This window comes from Actinosynnema sp. NPDC037264 (assembly GCF_055603705.1).
In genome coordinates this window covers 20,531-39,999 of the sequence record NZ_JBVJVK010000016.1, presented here as the reverse complement: position 1 = coordinate 39,999, position 19,469 = coordinate 20,531, and the positions used below count along the sequence as shown (strand labels likewise).

19 protein-coding genes are annotated in these 19,469 nt (G+C 71.7%); 12 read left to right on the top strand and 7 right to left on the bottom strand.

Translation table 11 applies throughout. The features are described from left to right. Nucleotides 1–3 precede the first annotated feature (3 nt). Nucleotides 4–1,308 (top strand): MFS transporter, encoded by a 1,305-nt coding sequence (locus tag ACZ7GX_RS19640; protein ID WP_498778473.1) that lies wholly within the window; start codon nt 4–6, stop codon nt 1,306–1,308. Between the two features lie 11 nt (nt 1,309–1,319). Here ACZ7GX_RS19640 and ACZ7GX_RS19635 read toward each other — a convergent pair whose 3' ends face one another. Beyond that, nucleotides 1,320–2,099: an IclR family transcriptional regulator gene (locus tag ACZ7GX_RS19635; RefSeq protein ID WP_498778472.1), complete on the bottom strand. Its 780-nt coding sequence runs from the start codon at nt 2,097–2,099 to the stop codon at nt 1,320–1,322. A 123-nt stretch (nt 2,100–2,222) separates the two neighbouring features. Between ACZ7GX_RS19635 and ACZ7GX_RS19630 the strand changes: the two genes are divergently transcribed. Further along, nucleotides 2,223–3,392 (top strand): 4-hydroxybenzoate 3-monooxygenase, encoded by a 1,170-nt coding sequence (locus tag ACZ7GX_RS19630; protein WP_498778471.1) that lies wholly within the window; start codon nt 2,223–2,225, stop codon nt 3,390–3,392. A 576-nt stretch (nt 3,393–3,968) separates the two neighbouring features. Beyond that, nucleotides 3,969–5,369, top strand: coding sequence for an endo-1,4-beta-xylanase (locus tag ACZ7GX_RS19625; protein WP_498778470.1), 1,401 nt, complete (start codon nt 3,969–3,971; stop codon nt 5,367–5,369). Between the two features lie 65 nt (nt 5,370–5,434). Here ACZ7GX_RS19625 and ACZ7GX_RS19620 read toward each other — a convergent pair whose 3' ends face one another. After that, nucleotides 5,435–5,854: a hypothetical protein gene (locus ACZ7GX_RS19620; RefSeq protein ID WP_498778469.1), complete on the bottom strand. Its 420-nt coding sequence runs from the start codon at nt 5,852–5,854 to the stop codon at nt 5,435–5,437. 87 nt (nt 5,855–5,941) lie between these two features. Here ACZ7GX_RS19620 and ACZ7GX_RS19615 point away from each other — a divergent pair, with 87 nt between their 5' ends. The 4 genes from ACZ7GX_RS19615 (at nt 5,942) to ACZ7GX_RS19600 (ending at nt 9,438) form a co-directional block, all read left to right on the top strand. Then, the gene (locus tag ACZ7GX_RS19615) at nt 5,942–6,283 is read left to right on the top strand and encodes a PadR family transcriptional regulator (RefSeq protein ID WP_498778468.1); all 342 of its coding nucleotides are present in this window, start codon (nt 5,942–5,944) and stop codon (nt 6,281–6,283) included. Continuing rightward, complete coding sequence (locus ACZ7GX_RS19610) at nt 6,280–6,924, top strand: permease prefix domain 1-containing protein (protein ID WP_498778467.1); 645 nt, start codon at nt 6,280–6,282, stop codon at nt 6,922–6,924. Before ACZ7GX_RS19615 ends, ACZ7GX_RS19610 begins: the two co-directional genes overlap by 4 nt. Nucleotides 6,925–7,188: 264 nt before the next feature. Continuing rightward, nucleotides 7,189–8,592 carry a cellulase family glycosylhydrolase gene (locus ACZ7GX_RS19605; RefSeq protein WP_498778466.1) on the top strand — a complete coding sequence of 468 codons (1,404 nt, stop codon included), beginning with the start codon at nt 7,189–7,191 and terminating at the stop codon, nt 8,590–8,592. Nucleotides 8,593–8,748: 156 nt separating this feature from the next. After that, nucleotides 8,749–9,438, top strand: coding sequence for a hypothetical protein (locus ACZ7GX_RS19600; RefSeq protein ID WP_498778465.1), 690 nt, complete (start codon nt 8,749–8,751; stop codon nt 9,436–9,438). A 460-nt stretch (nt 9,439–9,898) separates the two neighbouring features. Here ACZ7GX_RS19600 and ACZ7GX_RS19595 read toward each other — a convergent pair whose 3' ends face one another. From ACZ7GX_RS19595 to ACZ7GX_RS19585, 3 genes are all read right to left on the bottom strand, one after another. Further along, nucleotides 9,899–10,201 carry an Rdx family protein gene (locus ACZ7GX_RS19595; RefSeq protein ID WP_498778464.1) on the bottom strand — a complete coding sequence of 101 codons (303 nt, stop codon included), beginning with the start codon at nt 10,199–10,201 and terminating at the stop codon, nt 9,899–9,901. Nucleotides 10,202–10,307: 106 nt separating this feature from the next. After that, nucleotides 10,308–10,922: a glycoside hydrolase family 5 protein gene (locus ACZ7GX_RS19590; RefSeq protein ID WP_498778463.1), complete on the bottom strand. Its 615-nt coding sequence runs from the start codon at nt 10,920–10,922 to the stop codon at nt 10,308–10,310. 36 nt (nt 10,923–10,958) lie between these two features. Then, nucleotides 10,959–11,255 carry a hypothetical protein gene (locus ACZ7GX_RS19585; RefSeq protein ID WP_498778462.1) on the bottom strand — a complete coding sequence of 99 codons (297 nt, stop codon included), beginning with the start codon at nt 11,253–11,255 and terminating at the stop codon, nt 10,959–10,961. Nucleotides 11,256–11,431: 176 nt separating this feature from the next. On the opposite strand from ACZ7GX_RS19585, the gene ACZ7GX_RS19580 reads away from it, so the two are divergent. The 5 genes from ACZ7GX_RS19580 to ACZ7GX_RS19560 all read left to right on the top strand — a co-directional run bounded on the left by ACZ7GX_RS19580 (nt 11,432) and on the right by ACZ7GX_RS19560 (nt 17,150). Then, a complete protein-coding gene (locus ACZ7GX_RS19580; protein WP_498778461.1) occupies nt 11,432–12,334 on the top strand; it encodes a carbohydrate ABC transporter permease in 903 nt (300 codons plus the stop codon). Continuing rightward, nucleotides 12,327–13,175 (top strand): carbohydrate ABC transporter permease, encoded by an 849-nt coding sequence (locus ACZ7GX_RS19575; protein WP_498778460.1) that lies wholly within the window; start codon nt 12,327–12,329, stop codon nt 13,173–13,175. The genes ACZ7GX_RS19580 and ACZ7GX_RS19575 overlap by 8 nt, the downstream gene beginning before the upstream one ends. A 10-nt stretch (nt 13,176–13,185) precedes the next feature. Further along, entirely contained in the window at nt 13,186–14,460 is a 1,275-nt protein-coding gene (locus ACZ7GX_RS19570; RefSeq protein WP_498778459.1) for an ABC transporter substrate-binding protein, read from the top strand. Then, nucleotides 14,460–16,487 carry a hypothetical protein gene (locus ACZ7GX_RS19565; RefSeq protein ID WP_498778458.1) on the top strand — a complete coding sequence of 676 codons (2,028 nt, stop codon included), beginning with the start codon at nt 14,460–14,462 and terminating at the stop codon, nt 16,485–16,487. Before ACZ7GX_RS19570 ends, ACZ7GX_RS19565 begins: the two co-directional genes overlap by 1 nt. A 63-nt stretch (nt 16,488–16,550) precedes the next feature. After that, a complete protein-coding gene (locus ACZ7GX_RS19560) occupies nt 16,551–17,150 on the top strand; it encodes a phosphoribosylanthranilate isomerase (RefSeq protein ID WP_498778457.1) in 600 nt (199 codons plus the stop codon). 50 nt (nt 17,151–17,200) lie between these two features. Here the strand turns inward: ACZ7GX_RS19560 and ACZ7GX_RS19555 are convergent, their stop codons facing one another. Both ACZ7GX_RS19555 and ACZ7GX_RS19550 read right to left on the bottom strand, forming a co-directional pair. Further along, nucleotides 17,201–18,817 carry a CocE/NonD family hydrolase gene (locus tag ACZ7GX_RS19555; protein WP_498778456.1) on the bottom strand — a complete coding sequence of 539 codons (1,617 nt, stop codon included), beginning with the start codon at nt 18,815–18,817 and terminating at the stop codon, nt 17,201–17,203. After that, complete coding sequence (locus ACZ7GX_RS19550) at nt 18,814–19,413, bottom strand: TetR/AcrR family transcriptional regulator (RefSeq protein ID WP_498778455.1); 600 nt, start codon at nt 19,411–19,413, stop codon at nt 18,814–18,816. Before ACZ7GX_RS19550 ends, ACZ7GX_RS19555 begins: the two co-directional genes overlap by 4 nt. Nucleotides 19,414–19,469: the final 56 nt, after the last annotated feature.

Here is a 19,469-nt window from a genome sequence, read left to right as displayed (position 1 = left end):
ACCATGTCGACCACGCCGAACGCACCCAACGTCCAACTCCGCCGCGCCGTCGCGTCGAGCTTCGTCGGCAGCGTGATCGAGTACTACGACTTCCTGCTCTACGCCACCGCGTCAGCCGTGGTGTTCAACAAGGTCTTCTTCTCCTCCCTCGACCCGCTCGTGGCCACCATCGCGAGCTTCGGCACGTTCGCCACCGGCTACCTGGCCCGCCCGCTCGGCGGGGTCCTGTTCGGACACTTCGGCGACCTGTTGGGCCGCAAGCGGATGCTCGTGCTGACCATGACGTTGATGGGCGTGGCCAGCTTCCTCATCGGACTGCTGCCCACCTACGCCCAGGTGGGTTGGCTCGCGCCGGTCGGCCTGGTCGCGCTGCGCGTGGTGCAGGGCATCGCGGTCGGCGGCGAGTGGGGCGGCGCGGTGCTGATGTCCGCCGAGCACGCCACCCGCAGGCGCGGGCTGTGGGCCGGGTTCACCAACGCCGGCGCGCCGTGCGGGATGGTGCTGTCGACGTTGGCGCTGACGGCGACCGCCGCGCTGGTGGGCGAACGGGCGTTCCTGGACTGGGGCTGGCGGATCCCGTTCCTGCTCAGCATCGTGCTGCTCGGCGTCGGGTTGTTCGTGCGGCACCGGGTCGACGAGACACCGGCGTTCCAGGCGGTGCTGGACGCGGGCGTCAAGCGGCGGGCGCCCGTGGTCGAGGTGCTGCGCAACCACCCGCGCGTGCTGCTGCTGGGCATCGGTGTGGGGCTGGCCGCGTTCGTGGCGCAGTCGACGTTGACGACGTTCGTCCTGGCACACGGCGTGGCGGCCGGTCACGCGCGGCAGACCGTGCTCAACGCGCTCACGCTGTCCTCCGCCTGCGCCGTCGTGGGCATCCTCGGGTTCGCGGCGGCGTCGGACCGGTTCGGCCGGCGGCCGGTCGTGGTGGCGGGCGCGATCGCGATGGCGGTGTACGCGTTCGTGCTGTTCCCGTTGGTGGACAGCGGTGACACGGTGCTGCTGACCGTGGCGCTGGTGCTGGGCCAGGGCGTGATCCACCCGATGATGTACGGGCCGCTCGCGGCTCTCTACAGCGAGCTGTTCAGCACGGAGAACCGGTACACGGGCGCGTCCCTGGGCTACCAGGTCGCCGGGCTGGGCGCGGGGATCGCGCCGCTGTTGTTCGCCGAGATCCAGCGGGCGACCGATGGGCAGGGGTTGACGCTCATCTCGTCGACCATCGCCGCGTTCTGCCTGCTGACCGTGGTGTGCGTGCTGGCGTTGAAGGAGACAGGCACCCGCGACCTCAGCTCGGTCTCCGTCCCCTGACCCCGCGCGTCCTACGTCCACACCCCGCGTTGCGCGAGGTCGTCCAGCCGCCGTGCGATCGCGTCCGCCGCCGCACGCAGGTCCGGCACGAGGCGGTGCAGGTCGGTGCGCACCGAGCGGACCACGATGCCCAGCGCGCCGGGCGGCTCGTGGCCGTCCGCCGGGATGGCGACGGCGACCGAGCACGAGCCGAGCGTCATCTCCTCGTTGGTCAGCGCGTACCCGCGTTCCGCCGTGGCACGCAGGTCGCGCGCCAGCCGCGCCCGCTCGGTGATCGTGTACCGGGTGTGGCGGCGCAGCGGCCGGGCGAGGTAGCGGCGCACGAACTCCGGGTCTGCGCGGGCGAGCAGGGCCTTGCCGACGCCCGTCGCGTGCAGCGGCAGCCGGGCGCCGATCCGGGAGATGATGGGCACGGAGCGGTGGCCGGAGAGCTTCTCCACGTACAGCGCGTCGAAGCCGTCGTGCACGGCGAGGTGGATGTTCTCGCGCGTCGCCTCGTAGAGGTCCTGCATGAACGGCAGCGCGACCTCCCGCAGCCGACCGGCCACCGGCGCCAACGTCGCCGCCTCCCACAGGCGCAGGCCGATGCTGTAGCCCCCGTCCGCGTCACGTTCCAGCGCGCCCCACGACACCAGCTCGCGGGCCAACCGGTGCACCGTCGCCAACGGCAGGTCCGCGCGCCGCGCGAGCTCGGTCAGCGTGAGCCGCGGGTGCTCGGCGTCGAACACGCCGAGCAGCGCCAGCGCCCGCCCGGCCATCGAGCGCCGGGGCGCGTCGCGGTTGACCGCCATGCAGGTCCTCCTTCGAACGCCGGACACCGAACGTATCCGCCCGGCCGGCGCGGAATCGCCGCGACTTTCACCCAGTGGAAGTCGATCCTGGCGAACGGTCGCACGCCGCCCTTGGGTTGACCCATGCGAACAAGAGTCGGAATCGTCGGCGCGGGCCCCGCCGGCCTGGTGCTGTCCCACCTGCTGGCCGAGCGCGGCATCGACTCCGTGGTCGTCGAGACGCGCAGCCGTGCGGCGATCGAGCAGACGATCCGCGCCGGCGTCCTGGAGCAGGGCACGGTGGAGCTGCTGTCCGCCATGGGTGTCGGCGCGCGTGCGTTGGCCGAGGGCGCGCGGCACGAGGGGATCGAGCTGCGGTTCGGCGGCCAGGGCCACCGGATCGACTTCGCCGGGCTCACCGGCCGGGCGGTGTGGCTCTACCCGCAGCACGAAGTGCTCAAGGACCTGATCGCGGCACGGCTCGCGGCCGGGGCCGACATCCGGTTCGAGGCGAGCGACGTCGCGCTGCACGGCGTCACGTCCGACGAGCCGGTCATCTCCTTCACCGACGCCGACGGCACGCCGGTGGAGCTGCGCTGCGACGTGATCGCCGGGTGCGACGGCTCGTCGGGCGTCAGCAGGCGCTCCATCCCGGACGGCGAGCGCACCGACTACTTCCGCGCCTACCCGTTCGGGTGGTTCGGCATCCTGGCCGAGGCGCCACCGTCCTCGAAGGAGCTCGTCTACGCCCACTCCGAACGCGGGTTCGCGCTGATCAGCACGCGGACGCCGCAGGTGCAGCGGATGTACTTCCAGTGCGACCCCGACGAGCGCGCCGAGGACTGGAGCGACGACCGGATCTGGGCCGAGCTGAACGCGCGGGTCGCGGGCGACGGGTTCGGCCTGGCGGAGGGCCGCATCTTCGACCGGGGCGTGATCCCGATGCGCAGCTACGTGTGCGAGCCGATGCGGCACGGCCGGCTGTTCCTGGCGGGGGACGCCGCGCACGTCGTGCCGCCCACCGGCGCGAAAGGACTCAACCTCGCGGTGGCGGACGTCGTCGTGCTCGCCCGCGCGTTGGAGGAGTACTTCGGCGCCGGGTCCACCGAGTCGTTGGACGCCTACGCCCCGACCGCGGCGCGCCGGGTGTGGCGGGCGCAGCACTTCTCGTGGTGGATGACGTCGATGCTGCACACGGACCCGGCCGGCTCGCCGTTCGACGTGAAGCGGCAGCTGGGCGAGCTGGAACTGGTCACCTCCAGCACGGCCGCCGCCACGCACCTCGCCGAGGCGTACACGGGTTGGCCGCTGTAGCGGTGCGGCCGAACGGGTCGGCACAGGTGCGATCGGCGTAATCCGACTGCCGGTAATCGGACCACGCGGACCGATAAAGTTGCGAATCTTCTTTCGAACAGTTTCGAAGTTGGCCGAATATGGCACCCGGTGTCGGATGGCGGCGGCCGGTATCGGTTCAGAGGGCCGCCATATGGTGTCTCAACAGGGTTTATGGGCCAGGAGGTCGGGCTGCGGTGAACCGTTTCGGCTGAGTTCGGGTGCCTGATGACCTGGTCGACGGCCAGGTCGGAGCCTGCGCAGGCCCGAAAGGCTGCCGATTTTCGGTGCTTGCCAGACCTATCTGTTTCGGTTAATACTTCTAAAAGTTTCAGGCCGGACGCGGTCGGGTGCCGCCCCCGACGGTTCCGGCCTGCGCCGCGCACGCTCTGGAGGACCGAACTCAACGAACTGTCGTTGGCGTGGAGGAATCCCGTGGCACCGGGCCCTCCCTCGCCAAGTGTGCGGATCCGGATCACCCCGCTCCGGCGGTCCGGGTCGCCCGAGCAACCCAACCACCACCTGCCGAACCCGCAGGTGCTCCCAGAAGGTGCAAACATGAAGCTGACATCGAGGTCAGTGTTGCGAGCGGCACTCGTGTCGACGTTGGTCACCGCCACCACGGGTGCCGCGGTGCTCCTGGCGACGTCGGCCAGCGCAGGGACCACTCTCGGCGCCTCCGCGGCCGAGTCGGGCCGCTACTTCGGCACGGCTGTCGCCGCGGGCAGGATGGGCGACTCCACGTACATGGGGATCCTGAACCGTGAGTTCAACATGGTGACGGCCGAGAACGAGATGAAGATGGACGCGACTGAGCCGCAGCAGAACAGGTTCAGTTACACCAACGGGGACCGGATCGTCAACCACGCACGCAGTCAGGGCATGCGGGTGCGTGGCCACGCCCTGGCGTGGCACTCGCAGCAGCCGGGGTGGATGCAGAGCATGTCGGGCAGTGCGCTGCGGTCCGCGTTGCTCAACCACGTCACCCAGGTCGCCACCTACTACCGCGGCAAGATCTACGCGTGGGACGTGGTGAACGAGGCGTTCCAGGACGGTAGTTCGGGTGCGCGTCGTGACTCCAACCTCCAGCGCACCGGCAACGACTGGATCGAGGCCTCGTTCCGGGCGGCGCGGGCGGCGGACCCGGGCGCGAAGCTCTGCTACAACGACTACAACACCGACGACTGGACCCACGCCAAGACCCAGGCCGTCTACCGGATGGTCCAGGACTTCAAGTCCCGCGGCGTGCCGATCGACTGCGTCGGGTTGCAGTCGCACTTCAACAGCCAGAGCCCGGTGCCGAGCAACTACCAGACCACGCTGCAGAACTTCGCCAACCTCGGCGTGGACGTGCAGATCACCGAGCTCGACATCGAGGGCTCCGGCTCCGCGCAGGCCTCCAACTACGAGCGCGTCGTGAAGGCGTGCCTCGCGGTCGCCCGCTGCACCGGCATCACCGTGTGGGGCATCCGCGACACCGACTCGTGGCGCGCCTCGGGCACCCCGTTGCTGTTCGACGGCTCCGGCAACAAGAAGCCCGCCTACACCTCCACCCTCAACGCCCTCAACAGCGGCGGCACCACCGTGCCCACGTCGACGACGACGACCACGACCGACACCACCACCACGACCACCACGACGACGACCACCACCACGATCCCCGGCCCGGGTGGCTGCACCGCTTCGGTGTCGCTGAACTCCTGGAACGGTGGGTTCGTCGCCACGGTGAAGGTCACCGCCGGATCGTCGGCGATCAACGGGTGGACGGTCACGACCAACCTGCCGTCCGGCGTGTCGGTCACCAACGCGTGGAGCGCCGATCGCAGCGGCAACACGGGCACCGTCCAGTGGCGCAACGTCAGCTACAACGGCAGCGTCCCGGCCGGGATGTCGACCGAGTTCGGCTTCCAGGGCACCGGTTCGGCGTCGGGCATCACGCCGACCTGCGCCGCGAGCTGATCGCGTAGCGGACAGCCCGGTGCGGTGGCCCACCCGGCCACCGCACCGGGCTTTTCCGTCTCACGTCACGCCCCCGTCGTGGAGCCGGGGCGCACGATCATCAGCACGACCACGACCGCCCACAGCAGGTTGAACACGCCGGTCGTCATGGCGAGCCGCTTCGCCGCACCGGTCGCGCCGTCGAGCACCCGCCGCTGCGCGGGCAGGATCGCCAACGCCAGCAGGCCCGCCGCGACCGCCGTCAGCAGCACGGACACCAGCAGCCACGCGTCACCGAGCACGCCGAGGCTCGCGCCGGTGGCGACGCCGAAGACCGGCACGGCGACGCCGACGACGGTGTAGGTGCGGCACGTCCGGTGCAGGAACGCGGCGACGCCGGTCGGCGACTCGCGCGCGAAGCGGGGGAACAGCGAGGCGGCCACGGCGATCGGCCCGACGGCGAGGATCGCGGCGATCACGTGGACCGAGAGCAGCAGCTTGGTCACCAGGGCTCCTTGGTACGTAGACAGACGACATATGTCGGCTGCCAATAGGTATCACACCTACCTAGATGGTGTGTAGGCTGCCAACCCATGAAGGCGGACGCGGTGCGCGGGCACCTGGACGCGATGTTGCTCGCGGTGCTCGAACCGGGACCGCTGCACGGCTACGCGGTCATCACCGCGGTCCAGCGGCGCAGCGGCGGTGCGCTCGAACTGCGCACCGGCACCGTCTACCCGGCGTTGAACCGGTTGGAACGGCTGGGTTTCCTGCGCAGCCGCTGGCAGCCCGTGGCCGACCGGCCCCGGCGCTGCTACGAGCTCACCGACGCCGGTCGGCGCGGCCTGGCCGACGCGCGGTCGACGTGGCGGGACTTCACCGCCACGATCGGCGCCGTGCTCGACCTGACCCCGTCGACGGGGCACGCCACGTGAGCGCCGCGCAGCCGGTCGAGGACTACCTGGAGGCGTTGGCCGCGTCCCTGCACGGTCCGGCGCGGGCGAAGGCCGCGATGATGCGCGAGGTGCGCGACGGCCTGGTCGACGCGGTGGAGGCGCAGACCCGCTTCGGCGTGCCGCAGGACCAGGCGGCCCGTCACGCGGTGCGCGACTTCGGCGCGGCGGAGGAGATCGCGCCGTCGTTCCAGCGCGAGCTCACCATCGCCCAGACCCGCCGCACCGCCCGCGTCGCCGCCGTCACCGTGCCGGTCCTCGTGGTGTGCCAACTGCTCGTGGGCGCCGCCGGCGACTGGCGACTGGGCGCGCTCGCCGTCCACCTGGCCGCGCTGGCCACCGCCGCCGGCCTGCTCGCGGTGACGGCGTTGGTGGCCACCGGTCCGCTCACCCGCATGCTGCCCACGCCGCACCGGCTGCCGCTGGCCGTGGCGTGGACGGCGTCCGCCGCCGCGGTGGGCATGGCGCTCGCCGCCGTCGCGCTGGGCGTCACCGCGGCGCTGTCGACCGACTGGCCGCTGACCGCGATCGCCGGCGTGCTGGCCACCGCGGCGCACGGCACGGTCGCGGCGTCGGCCCGCGAGTGCCGTCGGTGCGCCCAGGCGGTGGAGGGGGTGCGGTGACCGTGGACCTGCCCCCTCGCCTGGCCGGCCGACCGGCCACCGCCGACCTCGCCACCGTGCTCCGGGTGGCCTGCCTCCGGGGGTCGCTTCCCCGGCCTTGATCCCGCTGGTCGGCGGTGGCCGAGCGGCGAGTCGGCGACACGGAGCGTCACGGCGGGATGTCATTGTGTGAGACGCCCTCTGTACGCGCGCGCCCATCCGGGTGTACGTTCCCGGCGGGTCTGGGAGCGCTCCCAGACATCCTTCGAGATGAGGAGGGGCTCAGTGAAGCGCTCCACCGCAGTGCTTGCCGCTTGCGCGGTGGCCCTCGGCTCAGCGGCGACGATGTTGCCGAACGCCGCGGCCGCCGCCCAGGGCTGCAAGGTCGACTACGCCGTGACGAGCCAGTGGTCCGGCGGCTTCCAGGCCAGCGTCAAGGTCACCAACCTCGGCGACCCCGTCAGCGGCTGGTCGCTGACCGTCGCGTTCCCGAACAGCTCCCAGCGGGTTACCCAGGGCTGGAACGCCACGTGGACCCAGTCGGGCTCCACGGCCACCGCGACCAACGTCGACTGGAACCGGACGCTGTCCACCGGCGCGTCGACCGACCTCGGGTTCGTCGGCGCGTACTCGGGCAGCAACCCGACGCCCACGTCGTTCGCGCTCAACGGCGTCGCCTGCACCGGTTCGACCACGGGCACGACCACGACAACCACCACGACGACGTCGACCACGAACCCGCCGGTCGGCCGCACCCCCGTCGAGATCAACGGCCAGCTGCGGGTCTGCGGCGTCAACCTGTGCAACCAGTACAACCGGCCGATCCAGCTGCGCGGCATGAGCACGCACGGCATCCAGTGGTTCGACAAGTGCTACAACAACAACTCGCTCAACGCGCTGGCGACCGACTGGAAGTCCGACCTGTTCCGCATCGCGATGTACGTGCAGGAACAGGGCTACGAGACCAACCCGTCCGGGTTCACCAGCCGCGTCAACAGCCTGGTCGACATGGCCGAGGCGCGCGGGATGTACGCGATGATCGACTTCCACATCCTCACCCCGGGCGACCCGAACTTCAACCTGGAGCGGGCCAAGACCTTCTTCGCCGCCGTCGCGCAGCGCAACGCGAGCAAGAAGAACGTGATCTACGAGATCGCGAACGAGCCGAACGGCGTGAGCTGGGCGTCGATCAAGAGCTACGCCGAGCAGGTCATCCCGGTGATCCGCGCGGCCGACCCGGACGCCGTCGTCATCGTCGGCACGCGCGCCTGGTCGTCGCTGGGCGTGTCGGAGGGCTCCAGCGAGACCGAGGTCATCAACAACCCGGTCAACGCCACGAACATCATGTACGCGTTCCACTTCTACGCCGCGAGCCACAAGGACAACTACCGCGCCGCGGTCAGCCGTGCCGCGCAGCGGCTGCCGCTCTTCGTGACGGAGTTCGGCACGGTGCTGGCCACCGGTGGCGGCACGTTCGACCGGGCGAGCACCGTCGCCTGGCTGGACCTGCTGGACCAGCTCAAGATCGGTTACGCGAACTGGACGTACTCGGACGCGAACGAGAGCAGCGCCGCGCTGCGCCCGGGCACGTGCAACGGCGGTGACTACTCCAGCAGCGGTGTGCTCACCGAGTCCGGCGCGTTGCTCAAGAGCCGGATCAGCACGACGGACAACTTCCCGACCAGCTGAACCACGCTCCACTGAGGACGGGGCCCCGCGTTCGCGCGCGGGGCCCCGTTTTCTGTGTCGCTCGATCGGGTGACCAGGTCGGAGAAGGGGCCGGAATTGTCGGTGCCCGTCGATAGCTTGCCGATCGGGGATACCGACCGAGCGGGGGAGCGAGTGATGGCACCGGGTTTCTACACCGACGGGCAGGGCCGGGTCAGGCCGATCAACGGCAAGAAGGGGGGTGCGGGGGCCGTGGTGGCGGCCGGGGTGCTGGTGCTGGGCCTGGTCGGTTCCGCGGGCGTGGCCGGCGGGGGCGGACTGCTGGGGGCGAGCGCGGGCAGTTCGGCGGGGTCGCCCGGCGTGGCCGCGCGCAAGGTGGACGGGCAGAGGGCGGCGAAGCGGGGTGATCGTGACGGCGCGTGGCAGCGGATGGGGATGCGGAGGTTGGACGACAGGGTGCGGCAGCAGGTGGAGTGCCTGTCGGCGTCGCACGGTGAGGTCCGGGAGTTCTTCACCCGCACGCCGTGCACTTCGCTGGACCGGATGGTGATCGCGGTCGGGGATGGGAGCGGCAACAACGCGGTGGTGTCGGTGGCCTGGGTCGGTTTCCGGAGCGCGCGTGACGTGCGGGCGTTCAAGCGGATCGAGGACCGCCATGGCAGCGGCGACATCCGGCCGCTCGGGGCGTCGTTGCTCGGGTTGGCCGACATCGCGTTCACCGGCCACCACTACGGCACCGACACCGATGGCAGCACCATCACCATCGCCGAAGCCGAACCGGCGGCCGGCCACCTCGAACCGGAGACGCTGGACGCCTTGGCCGAGGTCGCCGCCTACTTACCACCCCCTGACCGTTCACGCGCCTGACCGTTCACGCGCCTGACCGGTCATGCGCCTGACCGGTCACGGGCGACCGGTGGCGTGCCGGGCGGGTTCGGTCCTGGCCGGCGGCGCGCCTGCTCGGCGGTGGGGCCGACCGGCGGCGCACCTGACGAGTGGCGCGCCTGGCGGGTGGCGGGTCTCACCGCGTGGCAGCCTGGCGGGCGGTGTGCCTGCTCGGTCGCGGGCAGGGCCGGTGGTGTGTGCTGTGTCGCGGGCCTGAGCGGCGGGGCATGACGGATGGCGGGTCTCACCGTGGTGTGTCCGACCGGCTCGCGGCCTGATCGGTCGTGGGGCCGACCGGGTGGCGAGTCTGAGGTGTGGGACTTGGGCCCGCAGAGCTGCCGACCTCCTGACCTGCTGACCCATCGCAACCGCCGACCGCAACCGCTGACCTGCCGCACCGCCGCCGACTCACCGCACCGCCGCCGCCCCGTCGAGCCCTGACCTACTGGGGTGGCGCTTTCCGGTGGCGGTCGGTGTGTCCGAGGTTGCGGTCGGGGGCGATTCGATCGCGGACGAGTTGCTTCAGCACGGCCAAGTCGGGGAAGCCGTTCTGGGCCTTGCGGGACCACAGGGTCTCGCCGTCGAGCCGGACGTCGAAAACACCGCCCGTGCCGGGGACGAGGGCGACCTCGCCCAGCTCGGTGGTGAAGGTGGTCAGCAGCTCTTGCGCGGTCCACCCGGCGCGCAGCAGCCACCGGCACTGCGTGCAGTACTCGATCTCCAGGCGGGGCTCTCTCGCGGTCACGGGTCCAGTATCGCGATTGGGACGGCATCGCGGCGACCCGCGGTAGTGCCGGTCACGGCGAAGGGAGGTGGACGGGGGTCCAACGCAAACGGTCAGGGGGCATAGGTCAGGGGACAGAGGTCAGCGGAGGGGCCGGTGAGCAGGGGAGCAGGGGCAGGGGAGCGGTTGTCGGAGGTCCGAGGTCAGGAGCGGTGGTCCGGGCGGAGCCGCGGCGCAGGTTGGCGCAATCGGGCCGGGTGTGGACCAGGCCCTGCAAGCCGATGTCCTTGTACGTCCACGAACTCCAGCTCGCCCCGTGCTCGTGGTAGATCTCCAACTGGTCGCGCAGCAACCGATACCGGGACGCGTCGATCGACTCGTCACCGGTGTAGACCGGGCCGAGCTCGCCGATCCTGCTCGGCGTGCCGGTGCGCCGCATGAACTCCGTGCGTCGCAGGAAGGTCTGCTCCACGACACCCCGGTCGAAGAACCCGCCACGCGTCGTGCCCGGGTACCGGCCGTCCCGCGCGATCCCGGGCAGGGCGTAGTCGTGCGCGCTGCACGCCGCGTCGGCGAAGGGCTCGTCGAACACCGGGAAATCGGTCGAGCAGCGGTGGCCGTCGAGGAACAGCACGGGCCGCGAGTCCACCGCCCGGATCGCCCGCTCCGACCTCCGGTAGAACGGGCCGACCACCTCGCCGGTCGGGTCGGCCGGCTCGTTGACGGGGTTGTAGCCCGCCACCTCCGGCCGGTTCGCGTAACGGGCGGCGATCGCCTCTCACAGGTGCACGACCCGGTCCTGGAAGGGCCGGTGCACCCAGAACTGCGCTCGGTGCATCGGGTTGTCGCTGTGCCAGTGCTGGTTCTGCGCGCCGGGCAACGCGTGCAGGTCCAGGATCGTGTAGATGCCCTGCTCCGCGCACCGCCCGATGAGCCGGTCGCGCGCGTTCGGGCCCGAAGAAGTCGTCCAGGAACCGGTCGGAGAAGCGGCGGTACCCCTCCTCGCCCAACGCCGACCGCAACCCGCGCGCTGCAACGATTCCCTGGCCGGGTAGCCGGTGGTGAAGTTCTCCATTTTGATCCAGCCGCCGAGCCCGCAACGCCAACGCCTCCTTTTCTGAACATTGCGCAAATTATCGAAGCTGGGCAAGGGAATGCGCGCTGGATGGTAGACAGGTCCTCGCGGAAGAAAGCGGTTTCCCGACTGTGGCGCCGGGCCGGCTCGGCGCGCGACCTCGCCGAGGAGGACGCATGGCCGACTCCCGGACCAAGGGCAACCTGCGCCGCCGCGACGGTCGGGCGGCCTACTTGTTCCTGGCGCCGTGGATCATCGGGATGGTCACGATCACCATCGGCCCGATCCTGGCCTCGCTCTACCTCTCGTTCACGAACTACTCGCTGCTGCGCCCGCCGAAGTGGACGGGCCTGGCCAACTACACCCGGATGGTCGGCGACGAACGCCTGCTGAACTCGCTCGGCGTGACGTTCCGGTACGTGTTCGTCTCCGTGCCGCTGCAACTGGCCGTGGCACTGGGCCTCGCCCTGCTGCTCGACCGGGGCCTGCGCGGCCTGGCGTTCTACCGCTCGGTCTACTACCTGCCGTCGCTGCTGGCGGGCAGCGTGTCGATCGCCATCCTGTGGCGGCAGATGTTCGGCACCGCCGGCCTGGTCAACGACCTGCTGGCCCTGGTCGGGGTCCAAGGCGTCGGCTGGATCGCGCACCCGGACTTCGCGCTGGGCACCCTGGTGCTGCTCAACGTGTGGACGTTCGGCGCGCCGATGGTGATCTTCCTGGCCGGCCTGCGCCAGATACCGGCCATGTACTACGAGGCGGCCACAGTGGACGGTGCGGGCCGGTGGGCCAGGTTCCGGCACGTCACGGTGCCGTTGCTGACCCCGATCATCTTCTTCAACCTGGTGCTGCAGCTGATCGGGGCGTTCCAGGCGTTCACGCAGGCGTTCGTGGTCAGCGGCGGCACGGGCGGTCCGTCCGACAAGACGCTCTTCTACACGCTGTACCTCTACCAACGCGGCTTCGGCTCGTTCCAGATGGGCTACGCCTCGGCGCTGGCCTGGTTGTTGCTGGTGATCGTCGCGGCGCTGACCGCGGTGAACTTCCTGCTGGCCAAGCGATGGGTGTTCTACGGTGACTGACCCGTTCCGGAGCGAACGCCGGCTGCCGGCGCCGCTGCGCCACGGCCTGCTGGTCGTGCTCGGCGTGGTGATGCTGTACCCGTTGCTGTGGCTGGTGTCCAGCTCGTTCAAGCCGACCGACACGATCTTCCGCGACCCGTCGCCGTGGCCGAGCGAGTTCTCCCTGGCCAACTACGTCGAGGGCTGGACCGCGCTCGGCGCGCCGTTCCAGCGGTACCTCACCAACTCCGCGATCATCGCGGTGGCCTCGGTGGTGGGCAACCTGCTGTCGTGCTCGATGGCCGCGTACGCGTTCGCCCGGCTGGAGTTCCGCGGCAAGAAGGTCATGTTCGCGATGATGCTGGCCACGATCATGCTGCCGATCCACGTGCTGATCGTGCCCCGGTACGTGCTGTTCTCCGAGCTGGGCTGGATCAACACCTACCTGCCGCTGGTCGTGCCGAAGTTCCTGGCCACCGACGCGTTCTTCGTCTTCCTGATGGTGCAGTTCATCCGGTCGCTGCCGACGGAGCTGGACGAGGCGGCCCGCATCGACGGCTGCGGCCACTGGCGGATCTTCTGGCGGATCGTGATGCCGCTGTGCACGCCGGCGCTGGCCACCACGGCCGTGTTCACGTTCATCTGGACCTGGAACGACTTCTTCAGCCAACTGATCTTCCTGACCGACCAGGACCTGCACACCGTCCCGGTGGCGCTGCGCACCTTCGTGGACGGTCAGGGCCGCAGCTCGTGGGGGCCGCTGTTCGCCATGTCGGTGGTCGGGCTGGCGCCGATCTTCGGCTTCTTCCTGGCCGGGCAGCGCTACCTGACCCAGGGGATCGCGACGACGGGCATCAAGTGAGGAGACGGTCATGACGAGACTGGTGCTGTGCCTGGTCGGTGTCGCGGCGCTGGCGTTGGCGGGCTGCTCGTCCGGCCCGGACGAGGCCGGGGGACCGGTGGAGCTGCGGTTCTCGTGGTGGGGCAACGAGCAGCGCGCCCAGGCCACGGAGAAGGCGATCGACGCCTTCGAGGCCGCGAACCCCGGCATCGCGGTGAAGGGCGATTACGCCGACTTCAACGCCTACTTCGACCGGATCGCCACCCAGGTCGCGGCGGACGACGCGCCGGACGTGATCACGATGGGCGGCGTGTACCCGCGCGAGTACGGCGGCCGCGGCGCGCTGCTCGACCTGGCCGAGGTGGGCGGCTCGCTCGACCTGGGCGGGCTGGACGGGCCCGCGGTGGCCAACGGCAGGTTCGACGGCGTCCAGTACGGCGTGCCGACCGGCGTGAACACCTACGGGATCGTGGTCAACCCGGCGGTCTTCCAGGCCGCCGGGGTGCCGCTGCCCGACGACGACAAGTGGACGTGGGCGGACTGCGAGCGGATCGCGGGCGAGCTCGCCGACAAGGCCCCGGAGGGCACGGTCGGCGTGGAGGACCCGACCGCGCCGGAGACGTTGGAGATCTTCTCCAAGCAACGCGGCGAAGGGCTCCACACTCCCGACGGCAAGGTCGGCATCAGCACCGGCAGCGTCGAGGAGTGGTTCCGGATGACGACACGGCTGCGTGACGCCGGCAGCACGCCGCAGGCCACCGTGACCATCGAGCAGGCGGCCCTGTCCGCGCCCGAGCAGACCCTCATGGGCCGCGGCGTCGCGGGGATGCGGTTCGACTGGAGCAACCGGCTGACCGCGCTGCGCACCGCGTCCGCCCAGCCGCTGGTGATGCTGCGCGCGCCGGGTGAGTCGACGGCCGGGCAGCCGGGCATGTGGTTGCAGGCCTCGCAGCTCTACACGGTCAACGCCGCCACCGAGCACCCCGAGGCGGCGGCGAACCTGATCTCGTTCCTGGTCAACGACCCGGCGGCGGGCGCGGCCATCGGCACGGACCGCGGCATCCCGGCGAACGAGGCCATCCGCGAGCGCATCGCCGGTTCGCTCGACGAGCACCAGGAGGTCGAGGTGGCGTTCATCGACGAGGTCGGCGGCAAGGTCACCGAGGAGCTGGTGCCGGGCCCGGTCGGGTCCACGGACACGGTGCAGATCCTCCAGCGGGTGAACTCGGACGTGCTGTTCGACCGGCTCGGCCCGCCGGACGCGGCACGGCGGTTCGTGGACGAGGTCGCCGCGGCGATCGGCTGATGACCCCGATCGACCGCAGGGCGCTGGTGGACCGGTACGCCGTGGAGGTGACCGGGGTCGACCCGCGGTCGCCGCTGTCGGTGGGCAACGGCGAGCTGTGCGCCACGGTCGACGTGACCGGGTTGCAGACGTTCCCGCAGGTGTACGCGGGTGACGGCGGCACGCTGCTCGGCACGATGGCGCAGTGGGGCTGGCACAGCGTGCCGGCGCCCGGCCACGTGCCGGACCTCGCCGACAGCGTCCGCTCGTACGACACGCCGCGCGGCCGGGTGCCGTACGTCGACCTCGCCGACTTCGACGCGGCCACACCCGGCCAGCGGTGGCTGCGCGCCAACCCGCACCGGTTGGACCTGGCCCGGATCGGGCTGGTCGTCGACGGGACGTCGCCCGATCCGGTCGACTTGCACGAGCCGAGGCAACGGCTCGACCTGTGGACGGGGACGATCACCAGCGCGTTCCTGCTGGCGGGGATGCCGGTGCGGGTGACCACGTGCTGCCACCCGGAGCTCGACGCGCTCGGGGTGCGGGTCGCGTCACCGGGGCTCGCGGGCGGTCGGCTGGCCGTGCGGATCGCGTTCCCGTACGGCTCGGAGTCGTGGCACGACGCCGCCGACTGGGAGCGCCCCGACCGGCACGACAGCGTGCCGCACGTGCTCGCGGACGGCGTCCGGATCGACCGCAGGCTCGACTCGACCCGGTTCTCGGTGCGCGTCCATGTCAACGCGGGTGCGGCGGTGCGGCGGACCGGGCCGCACGAGTTCGTGGTGGCGACCGACGGCGACGTGCTGGAACTCGGGGTGCGGTTCGGCGGCGGCGCCGAGCCGGTGGCGTTCACCGAGGCGTTGATCGCGAGCGAGCGCTGGTGGCCGCGGTTCTGGTCGTCCGGCGGCGTGGTCGAGCTCGACTCCAGCGCGGACGAACGCGCGCCGGAGTTGCAGCGGCGGATCGTGCTGTCGCAGTACCTCACGGCCATCCAGTGCGCGGGTTCGCTGCCGCCGGCCGAGACCGGGCTGACGGCGAACAGCTGGCGCGGCCGGTTCCACCTGGAGATGCACTGGTGGCACGGCGCGCACTTCCCGTTGTGGGGCAGGGCTTCGCTGCTGGCCAGGAGCCTCGGCTGGTACTCGCGCAGCCTGGGCGTCGCCCGCGCCACGGCGCGTGGCCAGGGTTGTCGGGGCGCGCGGTGGCCGAAGCAGGTCGGGCCGGACGGGCGGGAGAGCCCCAGCCCGATCGGGGCGTTCCTGGTGTGGCAGCAGCCGCACCTGATCCACCTGGCCGAGCTGGTGCGCCGGTCGGGTGATCGCGGTGCGGTGGCGCGTTACGGCGAGTGCGTGCTGGAGACGGCGGCGTTCATGGCGGACTTCGCGGTGGCCACGGGCGGTGGCTACGCGCTCGGGCCGCCGCTCGTGCCCGCCCAGGAGTCGTACTACCGCGACCGGGCGGCGGTCGTGAACCCGACGTTCGAGCTGGCGTACTGGGCGTGGGCGTTGCGGGTGGCGCAGCGGTGGCGGGTGTGGTCGGGGTTGGCGGAGGAGCCGTCGTGGACGGCGGTGGCGGACGGCCTCGTGCCGCCGACCGTGCGCGCCGGCCGGTACGCCGCGATCGGCACGCCGCCGTGGACGGTGCGCGAGGACCACCCGTCGATGCTGTGCGCGCTGGGTCTCGTGCCCGAGACCGGTGTGGTCGACCACGGGGTCATGCGGGCCACGTTGCACGACGTGCTGTCCGATTGGGACTGGTCGAGCACGTGGGGCTGGGACTACCCGGCGATGGCCATGACCGCGACCCGCCTGGGCGAGCCCCGGACCGCGCTGGACGTGCTGCTCATGGACACGCCGAAGAACGGCTACCTGGCCAACGGGCACAACCGGCAGTCCGAGTGGCTCCCGGTGTACCTGCCGGGCAACGGCGGGTTGCTGGCGGCGGTCGCCCTGATGGCGGCGGGCTGGGAGGGTGGCCCGCCGAACCCCGGCTTCCCCGCCGACGGGTGGACGGTGCGGCACGAGGGCCTGATCCCCGCGCCGTGAGGACGGCGGTGGCGCCTGGCCTGGCTCCGATGGCACGGGAGGCTCGTCGCTAAGGTCTGCGGCATGTACGTGAAGTTGTGCGGGCTGCGCACGGCGGCCGACGTCGCCGCCGCCGTGGACGCGGGCGCCGACGCGGTCGGTTTCGTGCTCAGCGCGAGCGTCCGGCAGGTCGATCCCGAGACCGCGCGGCGGCTGGTGCGCGAGGTGCCGCCGCACGTGCTGTCCATCGGCGTGTTCCGCGGGGTGGCGGCGGCGGACGTGCGGCGGCTCGCCGAGGAGACCGGTATCGGCGCGGTGCAGCTGCACGGCGACTACCCGCGTGCGGCGTTCGACGAGGTGGCGGCGGCCGGGGTGCCGCTGGTCCGGGCGGTCGCGCTGACGGCGGACACCGACGTGCGGGTCGGCGCGTACGGCGAGCGGATGCTCCTGCTCGACTCGCCCCAGGCCGGCTCCGGCCACCAGTGGGACCTCGCCGCGCTCGACGGCGCCCGGCCGGACGGCGACTGGCTGCTGGCGGGCGGCCTCGGGGTGGACAACGTCGCCGAAGCCGTCCGCCGCGCCCGGCCATGGGGTGTGGACGTGTCGAGCGGCATCGAGGCGAGCCGCGGGGTCAAGGACCACGGGCTCATGCGGGAGTTCGTCGTCGCCGCCCGTGCCGCCTGACCGCCGCCCGCCTGACCGCCCGCTGCCGCCCGCTGCCGCCCGCCTGACCGCTAATCGCCCGACGGCCGCCGGACGGGCAGGACGATGGCCGACGGGTGGTCCGGGTCGTGGTGGACGGACTGCTCGGCGACCAGGAGCCGGGTCGCGGTGGCGTGCGGTTCGCCGGTGCCGGTGTTCCGGGCGTACCGGGGGAACGCGCCGCTGGACACCTGCACCCGGACCCGGTGCCCCCGCCGGAAGCGGTGGGCGGTCGGCCACAGCGTGACCTCGGCGCGGGTCGTCGCGTCCGCGCCGGACAGGCTCACCAGGCCGTCGCAGACGTTCACCGAACGGCCGCGCGGGTCGACGTCGCACAGCCGGACGAACACGTCGGCGTGCGGCAGGCTGGAGCGGAACCAGACCTCGGCCGTCACGTCGCCGATCACCTCGACGTCCTCGGCCAGCGGCTCGGTGGTGTAGGTGAGCACGTCCGGCCGGGCCTCCAGCGCGGTGTTGTCGACCGGACCGCTGTCGGACACCAGCCGCACACCGCCCACGGCAGGCGTCGGGTCGGCCGGGTCGTACCGGTACCGGTCGGGCGTCGACTCGACGGGAGGCTGCTCGCCCAGCCCGCCGCCGGGCCGGAGGTGGAAGCGCCGGGGCTCGTAGCCGTGCGGTGGCCAGGAGTCGAAGTCGCGCCAGGCTTCCTCGCCCGTCACGTACAGCCGCACCGGAGCGCGCTCGGGCGGCTCCTCGCCGCGTGCCAGGGCGAGACCGAACCCCAGGGCCTCCCGGATCGCGGTGTCGGTCTGGGACATGTGCGTCCAGGGCCCGACGGTGAGCCGCGCCGGACGTCCGGCTTCCCGCAGGACCCGGAAGTCGCGCAGCTGGCCGGGCAGGAAGATGTCGTACCAGCCGGCGATCGAGCTGACCGGCACCGTCGTTCGCGCCACCCGGCGCCGGTGGTCCATCGCGACCCACCGCTCGTCGTCCGCGTCGCGGGCCAGGACGTCCTGGAAGTAGTCCGAGCGGCGTCCGGTGGCGGCCACGTCGGCGCGACCGAGCGGGAGCGTGGTCAGCGCGCGGCGGGTCCTGCGGCCCTGGAGCACGTTGCGCAGCCGGGCGAAGCGGCGCTCCTGGCCCGCGACCGCGACCGCCCACGCGAACGGCGCCTCCAGCGAGAACCCGTCCGCGCGCAGGAACTCCAGCGTCGACGCCGACTCGACAACCTGCGGGATCATCGCCTTGACCTGCGGCGGCAGGCTGTCGGCCACGGCCCACTGCACGTGCCCGAGGTAGCTCGCGCCCACCAGCACGATCGAGCCGCCGAACCACGGTTGCTCCACCAGCCACGCCAGCGTGGCCAGGCCGTCCTCGCGCTCGTGGCGCATCGGGTCGAACGCGCCGCCCGAGCCGAACGTGCCGCGCGCGCTCTGCACCAGCACCTGGAACCCGCGTTCGGCCAACGGCCGCGCCAGGGCCGTCCCGATCGCGCCACGCCGCCCGTACGGGCCGCGGAGCAGCGCGGTCGGCAACGACTCGCCGCCGACCCGCGGCGCCCAGCGGTCCGCGAGCAGCTCGACGCCGTCGGGCATGGGCGTGCGCAGGTCGCGTTGGACGACGAGGTCCCGGGTGATCGGCGGGTCCAGGCCCAGCAGGCGCTGGATGCGGTGGCTGCTCAGGTTCACCGATCGTCCTCCTCGGTCCGGACGCCCCCGGTGATCACCGAGAACACCTGCATCAGGCGTTCGGCGAACGCCTCCGGGTCGAGCGGCTCCGGCCCCTCGACCACCCACGTGTTGACCACCGCAGCCCACCCACCGGTCACGAACGCGGTGAGGTCGTCGAGCACGTCCGGCGCCTGCGGCACGCCGGGCATCCGCCGCACGAGCTCCCGGTCGAACGGGCTGAGCAGGCCGCTCAACGCCACGTTCAGCCGGTAGGCGCACGGTCCGGTCAGCATCGCCCGGTAGAACGGCCGGTGCCGCGCGAAGTGCCGGGCCGCGATCAACGCCCGGGCGTGCTCGTCGGACGGGTCCGCGGCCCCCGTGACGTCCGGCAGCAACCCGGTCTCCACGAGATTGAGCGCGGCGGCCGTCAGCAGCGCGTCGCGGTCGCCGAACTGCTGGTACACGAGCTGCCGGCTGACGTCCGCGGCCTCGGCGAGGTCGGAGATCGGGATGTTCGTCGTGCCGCGTTCGGAGACCAGCGCCACGGCCGCCCCCAGGAGGGCGGACCGCGAGCGGCGGACCCTCCGATCCGTGCCGCGTGCCGCCTGGTCCACGCACCGAGTATGACACCTGTCATGAAATTGACAAGTGTCAACTCTGTAGGGTCGTG

What these genes read in the sequence shown, in the direction of transcription:
- ACZ7GX_RS19640 (WP_498778473.1), top strand. Translation starts at nt 4, where the DNA reads ATGTCGACCACGCCGAACGCACCCAACGTCCAACTCCGCCGCGCCGTC.
- ACZ7GX_RS19635 (WP_498778472.1), bottom strand. Translation starts at nt 2,099, where the DNA reads ATGGCGGTCAACCGCGACGCGCCCCGGCGCTCGATGGCCGGGCGGGCG.
- ACZ7GX_RS19630 (WP_498778471.1), top strand. Translation starts at nt 2,223, where the DNA reads ATGCGAACAAGAGTCGGAATCGTCGGCGCGGGCCCCGCCGGCCTGGTG.
- ACZ7GX_RS19625 (WP_498778470.1), top strand. Translation starts at nt 3,969, where the DNA reads ATGAAGCTGACATCGAGGTCAGTGTTGCGAGCGGCACTCGTGTCGACG.
- ACZ7GX_RS19615 (WP_498778468.1), top strand. Translation starts at nt 5,942, where the DNA reads ATGAAGGCGGACGCGGTGCGCGGGCACCTGGACGCGATGTTGCTCGCG.
- ACZ7GX_RS19600 (WP_498778465.1), top strand. Translation starts at nt 8,749, where the DNA reads ATGGCACCGGGTTTCTACACCGACGGGCAGGGCCGGGTCAGGCCGATC.
- ACZ7GX_RS19585 (WP_498778462.1), bottom strand. Translation starts at nt 11,255, where the DNA reads ATGGAGAACTTCACCACCGGCTACCCGGCCAGGGAATCGTTGCAGCGC.
- ACZ7GX_RS19580 (WP_498778461.1), top strand. Translation starts at nt 11,432, where the DNA reads ATGGCCGACTCCCGGACCAAGGGCAACCTGCGCCGCCGCGACGGTCGG.
- ACZ7GX_RS19570 (WP_498778459.1), top strand. Translation starts at nt 13,186, where the DNA reads ATGACGAGACTGGTGCTGTGCCTGGTCGGTGTCGCGGCGCTGGCGTTG.
- ACZ7GX_RS19565 (WP_498778458.1), top strand. Translation starts at nt 14,460, where the DNA reads ATGACCCCGATCGACCGCAGGGCGCTGGTGGACCGGTACGCCGTGGAG.
- ACZ7GX_RS19560 (WP_498778457.1), top strand. Translation starts at nt 16,551, where the DNA reads ATGTACGTGAAGTTGTGCGGGCTGCGCACGGCGGCCGACGTCGCCGCC.